The following is a 12,896-nucleotide window of genomic DNA, read 5'->3' on the forward strand; positions in this document are numbered from 1 at the left end:
CCTTCTCTTTTATTTTTTCATAGACAACTAGACTAATAAAAAAAGCATAGATTCTAGCATAAGGAATCGGAAATACTTTTTATGAGGGACACGAGTTTTTCTGCATTCACTTTCACTATGTAGAAATAGGTCCCATTTTTGCATGCTTTAAAAAATAATAAAGGAGTGAACGCTCATGGAATGGATACAACAGCTTGTGAATGGTATTTCACTAGGTAGTATCTACGCGTTAATAGCGTTAGGGTATACGATGGTATACGGTATTATTAAGCTCATTAACTTCGCCCACGGTGATGTTTTCATGATTGGGGCATTTATTGGCTTTTACGCAATTGCTAAATGGGAGCTGGGCTTTTTACCAGCATTATTATTAGCAATGGCAGTTTGCGCAATTTTTGGTGTGTTAATAGAACGTATAGCATATAAACGGTTACGAAATGCGACGCGTATTGCTGCTTTAATTACAGCAATCGGGGTGTCGCTATTAATCGAATATACGACAATTTTCTTCAGAGGGGCACAGCCAGCAGCATATCCTGAAGTCATTAAAAATACAACATTTGATGTCTTCGGTGTTCAAATTAGCAGTACATCCATTTTAATTTTATCTGTCTCTATCGTACTGATGATTCTTTTACAATTCATCGTACATAAAACAAAAATTGGCAAGGCGATGCGCGCAGTTTCACATGATGCAGATGCGGCACGCCTAATGGGGATTAACGTAGATAATACCATTTCAGCAACATTTGCTATAGGTTCTGCATTAGCTGGAGCTGCGGGTGTAATCTTCGGTGTGTATTATACAAAAATTGACCCGTTAATGGGTGTTATTCCAGGGGTTAAAGCGTTCATCGCTGCGGTTCTTGGTGGTATTGGTATTATTCCAGGGGCAATGGTTGGCGGTATGCTACTAGGTGTCGTGGAATCATTTGTAAGTGCACTTGGATTCTCTTTATGGCGCGATGCAGCAGCATTTGTCATTTTAATTTTAATCTTGATTTTCAGACCATCGGGTATCTTCGGTAAAAACGCCCGCGAGAAAGTGTAGGTGAGCGGTAATGATGAAGAAGTCTAAAGTTTTCTGGGGCTATGCAGTATTAGCGCTAGTCATCTATGTGGTTGTTCAGGCACTTATTACAACAGAAGTAATTGACTTGTACTATAAAAATATGTTAATCACCATGTGCATTAACATCATGCTAGCTGTTAGCTTGCACATCGTTATCGGGGTTACGGGGCAATTCTCTATTGGACATGCCGGTTTCCTTGCAGTTGGTGCTTATATTTCAGCTATTATTACAACAAAGCTAATGCTGCCGTTCCCGTTAGCTATTTTCCTAGGGGCGCTTGCAGCAGCAGTAGCTGGTTTAATCGTAGGTATTCCAACACTACGTTTAAAAGGGGATTATTTAGCCATTGCAACACTTGGCTTTGCTGAGATTATTCGTATTGTCTTTTTAAATACGGATTACGTCGGTGGGGCAGCGGGGATGCAAGTGAAATATTTATCGAATTGGACATATGCATTCGTAGGTGTTGTATTAACGATTTTAGTGATTTCTAACTTTACAAATTCTCGTCACGGACGTGCTTGTATTTCCATTCGAGAAGATGAAATCGCTGCGGATGCCATGGGTATTAATACAACTTACTATAAAGTTGTTGCATTCGCGATTGGCTCTTTCTTTGCCGGTCTTGCAGGCGCTATTTTTGCACATAACTTCTACATTATTCAACCGACTACGTTCGGTTTCTTAAAATCATTTGATATATTAATTTACGTTGTTCTTGGGGGCTTAGGAAGTCTTTCAGGTTCTGTTATTGCAGCGGTATTTTTAACGTTGATTTCAACATACTTAGCGAACTTCCCAGAAACGCGAATGATCATTTACAGCTTAGTATTGATCATTGTTATGCTATACCGTCCAACCGGTTTAATGGGGACAAAGGAAATTACGCACTTATTTAAGTTTGGTAAAAAAGGAGGTACAAAATAATGACTGGAAACCTTCTTATCAAAGTAGAGAACATGGGTATTCAATTCGGTGGTTTAAAGGCGGTACAGGGCGTTAATATGTACCTAAATCAAGGTGAATTAGTAGGTCTAATCGGACCAAATGGTGCAGGTAAAACAACAAGTTTTAACATGCTCACAGGTGTGTATACACCTACTGAAGGAACGATTACATTTGACGGATTAAAGTTAAATGGCCTTGCACCCTATCAAGTAACGCAAAAAGGTATTAGCCGTACGTTCCAAAATATTCGTCTTTTTAAAGAACTATCTGTATTAGATAATGTAAAAGTAGCGAACCATTCTCTAGCAAAACATTCGATGTGGTCATCTATTTTCCGTTTGCCTAGTCACTTTAAAGGTGAAGCGGCAATGGAACAGCAATCAACGGAATTCTTAAAAATATTTGGCTTAGATATTTATAAGAATGAGTTAGCAAAAAACCTTCCGTATGGTATGCAGCGTCGTCTGGAGATTGCACGTGCATTAGCGGCAAATCCAAAGCTATTGTTACTTGATGAACCAGCGGCAGGGATGAATCCACAAGAAACACATGACTTAATGGAACTAATTGCGTTTATTCGTAAAGAGTTTGGATTAACGATTCTACTAATTGAGCACGATATGAGCTTAGTAATGGGGATATGTGAACGAATTTACGTCCTCGACCACGGGCAACTAATCGCTGATGGGACACCAGAAGAAATTCGCAACAATCCAAAGGTCATTGAAGCGTACCTTGGTGAGGAGGTAATCAGCTAATGCTAAAAGTACAAAATATTGATGTATTCTATGGAAATATTCAAGCATTAAAAGGCGTCTCTTTAGAGGTTAACGAGGGGGAAATTGTCACATTAATTGGTGCCAATGGTGCTGGTAAAAGTACATTATTAAAAACCTTGTCAGGCTTATTAAAACCTAAAGGAGGCATCCTTGAATATGAAGGCTTCTCGATTGCAGGTAAGGCTGCGCAAACCATTGTAAAATCAGGTATTTCACACGTGCCTGAAGGTCGCCGTGTATTCGCTAATATGTCAGTAGAGGAAAACCTTGAGCTTGGCGCATACTTGCGTAACGATAAGGCTGGCATAAAGAAAGATATGGATCATGTCTTTGAGTTATTCCCGCGTCTAATGGAGCGTCGTAAACAGCAATCTGGCACATTATCTGGTGGTGAGCAACAAATGCTGGCGATGGGTCGTGCATTAATGGCAAAACCAAAGTTGTTGTTAATGGATGAGCCTTCAATGGGGCTTGCACCACTTATGGTAAAAAATATCTTCAATATCATTGAACAAGTTAATAAAGAAGGTACAACGGTATTGCTGGTAGAGCAGAATGCCAATATGGCATTATCGGTAGCTGACCGCGCATATGTACTTGAAACAGGACGTATTGTATTATCGGGTACAGCGAAAGAGCTACAAGAAAGTGAACAAGTAAAAGCGGCATATTTAGGTGGTATGTAATCGGAAGGGGTGTCTCGGAATTGATTCGAGATACCCTTTTTCATGTTGTAGAACGACGATAATAGATGGAAGTAGCGCGAAACCTTTCTTTTTTGGTAAGGTGGGAAAAAGGAGTGAGGTTAGCATGCACTATTCAGCACAATATTTTATAGAAAAATTAGCATTGGCACAACATCCTGATGGCGGATACTATATTTCTACGTTTAAATCGACAGAGGAAATAGCTGTAAGAGATGTAGAACGACCGATTTATACAAGCATTTATTTTTTATTACGTTCGCAAGATATCTCTCATTTACATCGCTTAAAGTCAGATGAGCTTTGGTATTATCATGCAGGTAGCCCATTAACGGTTCATATGATTTTCCCTGATGGTACATATGAGGCAAAAAAATTAGGCTTAAATATAGAAGCGGGTGAGGTGCCACAGGTGGCGGTGCCGAAAAATACGATTTTCGGTTCGTCTGTTGAGGATGCCAATACATTTAGTTTAGTAGGCTGCATGGTAGCACCAGGTTTTGATTTTGAGGACTTTGAGCTATTTACACAAGATGAGCTTTTAGCTGATTATCCGCAACATGAAGCGGTTATTCGTAAAATGGCTTACGAGACGATTAAATAGTCACAAAGAGTTTAGCAGAGAGCACTAGGTATACCGTCGAAGCCAACAACAACGGCGAGCAAAAAAGGTGTTAGATTGACTGCCATCAATCTAACACCTTTTCTCTTTTGTCCTAGATTACCATAAAATTTCTTCAGGGTAGCTTGCATTGATTGGAATTTCATGTAGTGCTTTTTTTGTCGTACTGGCAACTTCGATTAATTGCGATTTAAGTTCAATGTATTCTTCATCTTCTAACATTAAACGAAGTGCAAAGGAGGCTAAATGCGCTTTGCGTGTTTGTGTATTTAAATCTATGTATTCCAAATTTAGTACATCTACATACTGCGTAGCATAGCGGAAGGTTAAAGGGCTCTTTGAATGAATCATCCTTAAAAATACTAAAAATTCATCTTCCGTAAGCTCTTGCTCCAGACAGTCAGCAACCGCTGCTTGGAATTTACGAATCGTTGCCACATCACCATTCCAATCGGAAGAATCAATCAATTCCCGATGTAAGCGAATGAAATCATTTAAAGCAATCGCTGTAAAAAGAAGCTCCGGCCACAGTACCTCTGTCCCGTAGTAGACATTTTTAGTTGGAAAAATCGTTTCATGTCGAGAAAGTATACTTTTGTTCAGTCCATTACTGACAAATTCAAGCTGATGCTCACCTTGCATTGCTTGACGGAGATTACGGCAAATACCAAGAATGCGAAGTCGCGCACCTTGGTAATCGTAGTATTTGTTTTCATCTCCAGTTACTTGATAAATCGCTTGAATAAGGGCATCTAAATCCCAAAAGTCACCGCTTATTCGTACACCCGTAAGTTGTTCAGTACTTTGAATAGAAAGCATCTTTCCAATCCTCCCAATTGCTTTATTTTACTGTGTAATGAAGTAGTTTAAATAATTCTGCTCGCTCTTTATCAGTTAGATCGCGCCATTGACCGACCTTTAAATTGCCAAGCTTAATATTCATAATGCGTATGCGCTGTAATCGTTTAACGGAATAACCTAATGCTGAACACATACGGCGTATTTGGCGATTTAAGCCTTGCTCTAAAATAATTTTAAACACTTTATCTGAAATTTTTTCAACGTAGCAAGGTAATGTCGTTGTATCTAAAATATCAACGCCAGCAGCCATCTTTTTAATAAATTGTTCTGTTATCGGCTTATCAACTTGTACGATATATTCTTTTTCATGGTGGTTTTCTGCACGTAGAATTTTATTTACAATATCGCCATCATTGGTCATTAATAATAATCCTTCAGATTCCTTATCCAGTCGACCAATATGGAAAATGCGTAGAGGATGGTTGATAAAATCAACGACATTTCCTTTGATATGACGCTCTGTTGTACTTGTAATACCAACTGGTTTGTTTAAGGCAATATAAACTAGTTGCTCTTCTTTTTTTACCTCTTTGCCATCCACACAAACACTATCGCCCGCTTCTACTTGGCTGCCCACAGTAGCAAGTACGCCATTGATTGTTACTTTACCTTCTTCGACCCATTTATCAGCACCACGACGAGACACGATGCCCGCTTCACTTAAATATTTGTTAATTCTCATATAGTTCTCCTAAACATTTTATCGTAGCTTAAGTATACCCTATCGTTGTTTATAGCGTGAATTCTAGAAGCTTTTCTACTAAAAATAAATATTACAAAATTTTAATTTAAAAAGTTGAAATAATCATGCATTTCTGACAATATAGTGGGTAAGAAGGTTTCTATGAAAATATCGTTATTTCGATATATAATTACGATTTTTCTAGATATTTTCTATTATGTGTAAAGGGGAGAAGTAAAATGGTTTATGCATTTCCAAACACTGAAGGATCGGTAGTTCAATTCAAAGAAAGATACGATAATTACATTGGTGGAGAATGGACACCCCCAGTGAAAGGTCAATACTTCGATAATGTCACTCCTGTTACTGGACAAGTTTTTACACAAGCAGCGCGTTCCTCTGCTGAGGATATTGAACTTGCACTTGATGCAGCACATGCAGCAAAAGATGCATGGGGACAAACATCCGCTACAGAGCGTGCTAACATTTTACTTAAAATTGCGGACCGTATTGAACAATACTTAGAAAAGTTAGCCGTTGCCGAAACATGGGATAACGGTAAGGCAGTACGGGAAACGTTAAATGCAGATATCCCTTTAGCGATAGATCACTTCCGTTATTTTGCTGGTGCTTTACGTGCACAAGAAGGCGCGCTAAGTCAAATTGATAATGATACAGTTGCTTACCATTTCCATGAGCCAATTGGGGTAGTGGGTCAAATCATTCCTTGGAACTTCCCAATATTAATGGCTGTATGGAAACTAGCTCCTGCCCTTGCTGCAGGCAACTGTGTTGTGTTAAAGCCAGCAGAGCAAACACCAGTATCTATTATGGTATTAGTAGAGTTGATTGGTGATTTATTGCCACCAGGCGTACTAAACGTGGTGAACGGGTTCGGTTTAGAAGCAGGAAAACCACTTGCATCCAACCCTCGTATTGGCAAAATTGCCTTTACAGGTGAAACGACAACAGGTCGTTTAATTATGCAGTATGCTTCTCAAAATCTTATTCCAGTTACGTTAGAATTGGGTGGAAAGTCTCCAAATATTTTCTTCGAAGATATTATGGATGAAGATGATGCCTTTTTAGATAAAGCGGTAGAGGGCTTTGTATTGTTTGCCCTGAACCAAGGTGAAGTTTGTACATGTCCTTCACGCGCATTAATTCAAGAATCGATTTATGACAAGTTCATGGAGCGTGTATTACAACGTGTCGAAGCGATTCAAGTTGGCAATCCGTTAGATCCGAATACCATGATGGGTGCACAGGCTTCAAGTGAGCAAATGGAAAAAATTCTGTCTTACTTAGATATTGGTAAACAAGAAGGTGCACAATGTCTAATTGGAGGCGAGAAAAATAATGTAGGGGCAGGCTTTGAAAATGGCTACTACGTTAAACCAACTGTCTTCAAAGGGCACAATAAGATGCGTATCTTCCAAGAAGAAATTTTTGGCCCAGTTGTTGCAGTGACAACATTTAAAACAAAAGAAGAGGCATTGGAAATTGCCAATGATACATTGTATGGATTAGGTTCGGGCATTTGGACACGTGATATGAATACAGCTTATCGTTTTGGACGTGGTATTCAAGCGGGGCGTGTTTGGACAAACTGCTACCATGCATATCCTGCACATGCAGCGTTCGGTGGCTATAAAATGTCAGGAATCGGTCGTGAGACACATAAAATGATGCTATCGCATTATCAACAAACGAAAAACTTATTAGTAAGCTATAACGAAAACAAACTTGGTTTCTTCTAATTAGTAAGGAGGTGCTAACGCGTGGTTGAACGTGTTTTAGCAACAGAAGAAGCGCTGGCACTAATCGAATTATTGAAGGAAAAGCATGGACCGGTTATGTTTCATCAATCAGGGGGATGCTGCGATGGTTCCTCTCCGATGTGTTATCCTGACGGTGACTTAATATTAGGTGAGCAGGATATATGTTTAGGTGAGGTAGGGGGCACACCATTTTATATGCACAAAAACCAATATGATTATTGGAAGCATACACAAATTATTTTAGACGTAGTTGACGGCAGAGGCGGTATGTTCTCTCTTGAAGGCGTAGAAGGTAAGCGGTTTTTAACAAGGTCTAGAGCTTTTTCGACAGAAGAGTTAAAAGAGCTAGGTTTAATCGAATAGTTAGGGACAGCGGCAAAAAGCATTTTTGTCGCTGTTTTTTTATGCTAATTTTTTTGGAAAAGAGTATGTAGACTTACGTTCGTTGTGGAATTTCGCAATAATAAATAAAGCTGTATTCGGTGTTGTAAAGTTTGAGTGAATAAGTATTTTTTTATGGTTCTTTCAATCATAATAAAGCCCCCATTCATCGTTTATTATCGTTATTTAACCATATAATACCTAATTCTTACATTAATTTAAGTTTACTTTTTATGTTTTTTGTTACAAAATGATTGAATCTTTACAACAGAATATTACGTAAATAGTGAAAAGGAGTGTGCGGAAGATGAATATTGTTATAATTGAAAACCAATTTACACAAACGGTAGAGGCTGTATCGAAGGTTGCAGGCAGGGCAGTTGATCGCAAAATTATTTTAGCTATTGCCAGCACATATGTTGCAGCGGGGAAAATGTTTGATACAGAAAAGTTTAAAGCTGTTATAGAAGAAATGAAGAGTCAAACATCGTGGATGTCGCCATTGCGTACATCAATAGGGTAGCAAATATGATGGAGCAAGATGGTACGGAGCAAGCAGTAAATACGCTATTGAAAAACGAAAAGATATAATGGAGGAATGCCAACTTATCCAGATTGTTATCACATTATTGAAGAAATGAAGGATCGTCATCCAATTACGTGTCTTACATGATAACTCTTTAATTGGGTACCTAATGAACAGATTATAACCCACTTTAGTCATGAAAAATAAGTGAAGTAAAAGTAGTTAGAACTGCCCTAATTATTTCTATTCATTATTTTCAAAGTAAATCAGGTTTAGTTTATGATGTTAAAGTTAAGCAAGGTTGGAGTGTAAAATAATTAAATATGAATAAATTATTATTGAATACTACAAATAACGAAGAATTAGAAAAACTACTACTCATAAATGTAATAGGTTTAATTGAGGCGTTAAAAAAAGATTTATTAACAATCGAAGAAACTGAAAAAGTTTTATTTAACCCTTATACTATGGATTTATTACAGTCTAAAGGAATTTCAAAAGAAATATTAGAAATTATTCATTTAGGCACTGAATTAGAAGATATAGTGAGTCTAATGCCTGAAAAATTATTTGAAAGTTTAAGCGAAATTGAATATGAAAGTATTGTTCAATTAGAACAAAGAAAAGCATATAAATTTCGAAATAAAGTTATTGAATCAATAAATTGATTCGTTTGATTTTAAGTAGTAGTAGAAAGAGGACAATGTGTACTTCTCTAGAGCAGCTGGTTTTATCATGCTAAACGGGCTGCCTTTTTTTATACTGTGTTATACAAAGATTAATTTTCAAATGAATAAAGGTCAACTTCAGCAAATTATTGATTTGTATCATGAATTAAAGGGAATGAAATTATTGAAGTGGCATCAAGAATTTGTGTTGTTTATGGCGGTTCAAATTGCTATTTATGATATGGCTAAAGTGCAACAATCATTATCTATAGCAATTATGTCATCTATTGAATTACTAATTCAGGCACAACAGGCGGCGATGATATCCGCCATGACCGCAGCAGCAGTAGCGTCAAATTCCAGCACTTCATGATAAACTAAAGAGGAACAGAATATTCGGAGGTGTATTGAAAATGAACGAAACAAAGCTTTGGATAAATGGACAATGGCAAGAAGCGAAGGAAACCTATGAATTAACTTCGCCTTATAACGGTGAGATGATTGCAAAGGTTGCCAAGGCATCTGTTTCAGATGTTGAGCAAGCAATTGAAGGTGCCCAAAATGCTTTTCTTTCATTTAAACAAACTACTGCATACGACCGTGCCGAAATTTTATATAAAGTAGTCGACATTATGCGACGTCGAAAAGACGAATTGGCCGAAATTTTAGCACAAGAGGCGGGTAAACCTATTTCAGCAGGATTACCTGAAATAGAACGCACGATTGCAACCTATCAGTTTGCAGCCGAAGGAGCGAAACAGGTGAAAGGGGAAACGGTACCGATGGATGCTGCGCCTGGAGCTGGCGACCGCATTGGCTGGACAAAGCGTGAGCCATTAGGCGTTATTTCTGCCATTACACCGTTTAACTTTCCTTTTAACTTAGTTGCACATAAATTGGGACCTGCCTTTGCTGTGGGGAATACGGTCGTGTTAAAGCCAGCAACCCAAACACCGCTCAGTGCAATTGTAATGGCGGAAATATTTAAAGAAGCAGGATTACCAGATGGCGCGCTACAAATCGTTACGGGTAGTGGTGGTGAGCTAAGTGACACACTTGTGACTCATCCATTCGTGAAAAAAGTGACCTTCACTGGAAGTGGTAAGGTTGGATTAGGCATAAAAGAAAAAGTAGGCTTGCGCAAAGTAACGTTAGAGCTAGGCTCAAATGCGGCGGTGATTGTTGAGCCATCGACCCCTATTGAAAAAATTGTCGCGCGTTGTGTTAGCGGAGCGTTTAGCTTTGCAGGACAAGTGTGTATTTCGCTTCAGCGTATTTATGTACATGCCTCGATTGTTGATGCTTTTACAAAAGCATTTGTAGCTCAAACGGAAAAGTTAGTTGTCGGTGATCCACTCGATAAAAATACAGATGTCAGTGCCATGATTAATCCGAATGAAGTTAGTCGTATTCGTGCATGGATTGAGGAAGCGAAGGCTCAAGGTGCAGTCGTTGCTACGGGTGGAACATTTACTGAACGTACATTAACACCAACAGTAATGACAAACGTGACTGCCGATATGAAAATTGTTTGTCAGGAAACATTTGCGCCAATCGTGTCAATTGTTTCATATGAAACATTAGACGACGCAATTCGACTAGTGAATGAGTCGGAACTTGGCTTAAATGCAGGGATTTTTACGAATGTCTTGCCAGATGCATTACGTGCAGCCGATGAATTACAAGCAGGTGCTGTTATTATTAATGATATTCCAACATTCCGAGTCGATAATATGCCGTATGGCGGTGTGAAAATGAGTGGCTACGGTCGAGAGGGTATTAAATGGGCGATTGAAGAAATGACGGATATGAAGTTTATAACGATGAAAAAATCATTCTAAATTTGCATCCATTCTTTTTCTACGATACGATGACGAAAGGACATTACATGAAAGGAAGTAACTAGAACTATGACAACCAATGCTATACCTATGAGCCAATCACGTACGGTTCAGACGCGTCTCGTATTACCACCGGATACTAATAATCATAATTCCATTTTTGGTGGAAGAGTGTTAGCTTATATTGACGAAATTGCCGCAATTACAGCGATGAAGCATGCAAAAGGGCATGTTGTCACTGCCTCCATTGATTCTGTTGATTTTTTATCAGCAGCGCATGTGGGTGATATTCTTGAAATTGAAAGTATCGTGTCATCCACAGGACGTTCATCTATGGAAGTCTATGTCCGTGTTATTTCTCGTAACATTGAGACGGGTGAAGAAAAATTAACAACCGAATCATTTGTAACGATGGTTGCAGTAGATGATGATGGTAAACCGAAGGCTGTTCCTGCTATTTTCCCGGAAACGGATGCTGAAAAACGGCTGTTTGAAACAGGTCCGGCTCGACGAGAGCATCGCAAGCAAAAACGTGCTTTGGCACATTAAAACGAAAAGGAAATTGATACGATGTGATCAATTTCCTTTTTTAGTTGTGTTATATGTTTAATTCATTTACAACATTAATGAGTGAGTCAGAAGAAGAGGAGACGAGTGTTGCCCCTTGCGATAACTCTGTAATTAAATTTGAAATGGCAGAAATATCCCTAGCTGTATTTACATATTGTTGTTGAATACCTGATACAGCGTCTGCAATATCATTAAATGATTTAGATAGGCTTGTTTGTGTATCAACGCTATGTTGGATTTTTTGGTCCACATTGATAACTGAATTCGCCATTGTTGAAATGTTACTTTCTGTTTCTTTTATAAGGTGTGACACGTTTTGTACAGCGCTTTTTGTTTCTTCTGCAAGCTTGCGGACTTCTTCTGCTACAACAGCAAAGCCTTTGCCATGCTCCCCAGCACGAGCGGCTTCAATGGAAGCATTAAGTGCTAATAAATTAGTTTGATCTGCAATACCGGTAACAAGTCCAACAATTTCAGAGATTTTTTGAGACGACGTGCGCAATTGGTTCATCGTTACTTCAAGGCTATTAACACTTTGCAAAATAACATGTATTAAGTCGTTTTGTTCTTGTAATTGCTGCTGTCCACGTCTAGATTTGTCCTGTGTATCGGCAACGAAATTCAAACCTTGTTTAGTGGCTACGGCAATATCATCGGTTTGAGAGGAGATGACTAAAAGGGAAGCGGCTGTTTCTTCGCTGATTGCATTTAACTCTTCTGCCGTACTTTGAATTGTCGTAACAAGTGCGTGCTTCGTTTTATCTGCAACGCTACGAATACGTTCTTCTTCTTTTTCATAAGCCTCAATCACAAGTTGCTGTTCAAAGTTAATCAGTTTACAAAAGGCATTGATGGCACGGATAGCGTCATGCTTTGAAATATCTAAATCATTCGTAAAGTTTGTAAAAGTCGAAGTTAATGATTGGAATGAAGCGATATACCACTTTGATTGGAGCCCAATTCGAACATGTGTCTCAGCGATTGCCTTTCTTTCTTTAATGTAGTCGTCATTAATACGACTTTCGAACATATCACTTAGATGCTTATGTAAAGTCACTTTTAAACGGTCGATTTGTGATGTTCTGTTAATAATATCTAATAAATTTTGGCTTAAGCTAATCGCTGCATAAAATTGATCGACCATTTCAGGAATCACATTTTTCACTAATGGCTGCAATTGTTTAATGATGGCTAAATCTTCAGTAGTTAAGTCTAATAGTTGTAATTGTTTTTGTAACTTAGGATGATTAGAAACATCTAATTGTACTTGTTGTATAAACGCTTCTGGTGTTAGTGTAATTGAATAACCATAATTGTTCTTTTTTGAAAACCAACTCATTGTTGTCTGCTCCATTCTTTATAAATCCATAATAATATAGGTATCGAAGACGCTTTGTGTATATATTGTTAGGTTTGTAAATTTGGTGAATATATGGTATTTAATCTATTCTACTATTTTT

General features: G+C 38.2%; 15 protein-coding genes. 12 read left to right on the top strand and 3 right to left on the bottom strand.

Annotation, left to right across the window (positions count from 1 at the left end; translation table 11 throughout):
* Nucleotides 1-175 precede the first annotated feature (175 nt).
* The 5 genes from C9J37_RS08075 (at nucleotide 176) to C9J37_RS08095 (ending at nucleotide 4,108) form a co-directional block, all read left to right on the top strand.
* Entirely contained in the window at nucleotides 176-1,051 is an 876-nt protein-coding gene (locus tag C9J37_RS08075; RefSeq protein ID WP_024364419.1) for a branched-chain amino acid ABC transporter permease, read from the top strand.
* Nucleotides 1,052-1,064: 13 nt separating this feature from the next.
* Complete coding sequence (locus C9J37_RS08080) at nucleotides 1,065-2,000, top strand: branched-chain amino acid ABC transporter permease (protein WP_024364418.1); 936 nt, start codon at nucleotides 1,065-1,067, stop codon at nucleotides 1,998-2,000.
* Nucleotides 2,000-2,779, top strand: a complete 780-nt coding sequence (locus C9J37_RS08085) for an ABC transporter ATP-binding protein (RefSeq protein ID WP_107894967.1) — start codon at nucleotides 2,000-2,002, stop codon at nucleotides 2,777-2,779. The genes C9J37_RS08080 and C9J37_RS08085 overlap by 1 nt, the downstream gene beginning before the upstream one ends.
* Nucleotides 2,779-3,486: an ABC transporter ATP-binding protein gene (locus tag C9J37_RS08090; protein WP_107894968.1), complete on the top strand. Its 708-nt coding sequence runs from the start codon at nucleotides 2,779-2,781 to the stop codon at nucleotides 3,484-3,486. The genes C9J37_RS08085 and C9J37_RS08090 overlap by 1 nt, the downstream gene beginning before the upstream one ends.
* Nucleotides 3,487-3,610: 124 nt before the next feature.
* Complete coding sequence (locus C9J37_RS08095; RefSeq protein ID WP_107894969.1) at nucleotides 3,611-4,108, top strand: cupin domain-containing protein; 498 nt, start codon at nucleotides 3,611-3,613, stop codon at nucleotides 4,106-4,108.
* Between the two features lie 117 nt (nucleotides 4,109-4,225).
* Here C9J37_RS08095 and C9J37_RS08100 read toward each other — a convergent pair whose 3' ends face one another.
* Complete coding sequence (locus C9J37_RS08100) at nucleotides 4,226-4,945, bottom strand: DUF6904 family protein (RefSeq protein WP_107894970.1); 720 nt, start codon at nucleotides 4,943-4,945, stop codon at nucleotides 4,226-4,228.
* A 22-nt stretch (nucleotides 4,946-4,967) separates the two neighbouring features.
* Nucleotides 4,968-5,669: a 23S rRNA pseudouridine(2604) synthase RluF gene (gene rluF / locus C9J37_RS08105; protein ID WP_107894971.1), complete on the bottom strand. Its 702-nt coding sequence runs from the start codon at nucleotides 5,667-5,669 to the stop codon at nucleotides 4,968-4,970.
* Nucleotides 5,670-5,908: 239 nt separating this feature from the next.
* Between rluF and adh the strand changes: the two genes are divergently transcribed.
* The 7 genes from adh (at nucleotide 5,909) to C9J37_RS08140 (ending at nucleotide 11,415) form a co-directional block, all read left to right on the top strand.
* Complete coding sequence (gene adh / locus C9J37_RS08110; RefSeq protein ID WP_107894972.1) at nucleotides 5,909-7,429, top strand: aldehyde dehydrogenase; 1,521 nt, start codon at nucleotides 5,909-5,911, stop codon at nucleotides 7,427-7,429.
* Nucleotides 7,430-7,450: 21 nt separating this feature from the next.
* Nucleotides 7,451-7,813: a DUF779 domain-containing protein gene (locus C9J37_RS08115; RefSeq protein WP_069514259.1), complete on the top strand. Its 363-nt coding sequence runs from the start codon at nucleotides 7,451-7,453 to the stop codon at nucleotides 7,811-7,813.
* Between the two features lie 325 nt (nucleotides 7,814-8,138).
* Nucleotides 8,139-8,354 carry a hypothetical protein gene (locus C9J37_RS08120; RefSeq protein ID WP_107894973.1) on the top strand — a complete coding sequence of 72 codons (216 nt, stop codon included), beginning with the start codon at nucleotides 8,139-8,141 and terminating at the stop codon, nucleotides 8,352-8,354.
* Nucleotides 8,355-8,680: 326 nt separating this feature from the next.
* Nucleotides 8,681-9,025 carry a DUF3969 family protein gene (locus C9J37_RS08125; RefSeq protein ID WP_107894974.1) on the top strand — a complete coding sequence of 115 codons (345 nt, stop codon included), beginning with the start codon at nucleotides 8,681-8,683 and terminating at the stop codon, nucleotides 9,023-9,025.
* Nucleotides 9,026-9,062: 37 nt separating this feature from the next.
* Nucleotides 9,063-9,398: a DUF4003 domain-containing protein gene (locus C9J37_RS08130; protein WP_235617061.1), complete on the top strand. Its 336-nt coding sequence runs from the start codon at nucleotides 9,063-9,065 to the stop codon at nucleotides 9,396-9,398.
* A gap of 40 nt (nucleotides 9,399-9,438) precedes the next feature.
* Nucleotides 9,439-10,866: an aldehyde dehydrogenase family protein gene (locus C9J37_RS08135; RefSeq protein WP_107894975.1), complete on the top strand. Its 1,428-nt coding sequence runs from the start codon at nucleotides 9,439-9,441 to the stop codon at nucleotides 10,864-10,866.
* A gap of 69 nt (nucleotides 10,867-10,935) precedes the next feature.
* The gene (locus C9J37_RS08140) at nucleotides 10,936-11,415 is read left to right on the top strand and encodes an acyl-CoA thioesterase (protein WP_107894976.1); all 480 of its coding nucleotides are present in this window, start codon (nucleotides 10,936-10,938) and stop codon (nucleotides 11,413-11,415) included.
* Between the two features lie 49 nt (nucleotides 11,416-11,464).
* Here the strand turns inward: C9J37_RS08140 and C9J37_RS08145 are convergent, their stop codons facing one another.
* Complete coding sequence (locus C9J37_RS08145) at nucleotides 11,465-12,775, bottom strand: globin-coupled sensor protein (protein WP_107894977.1); 1,311 nt, start codon at nucleotides 12,773-12,775, stop codon at nucleotides 11,465-11,467.
* Between the last annotated feature and the right edge of the window lie 121 nt (nucleotides 12,776-12,896).

It is taken from the genome of Lysinibacillus mangiferihumi, assembly GCF_003049665.1.
Classification (GTDB): domain Bacteria; phylum Bacillota; class Bacilli; order Bacillales_A; family Planococcaceae; genus Lysinibacillus; species Lysinibacillus mangiferihumi.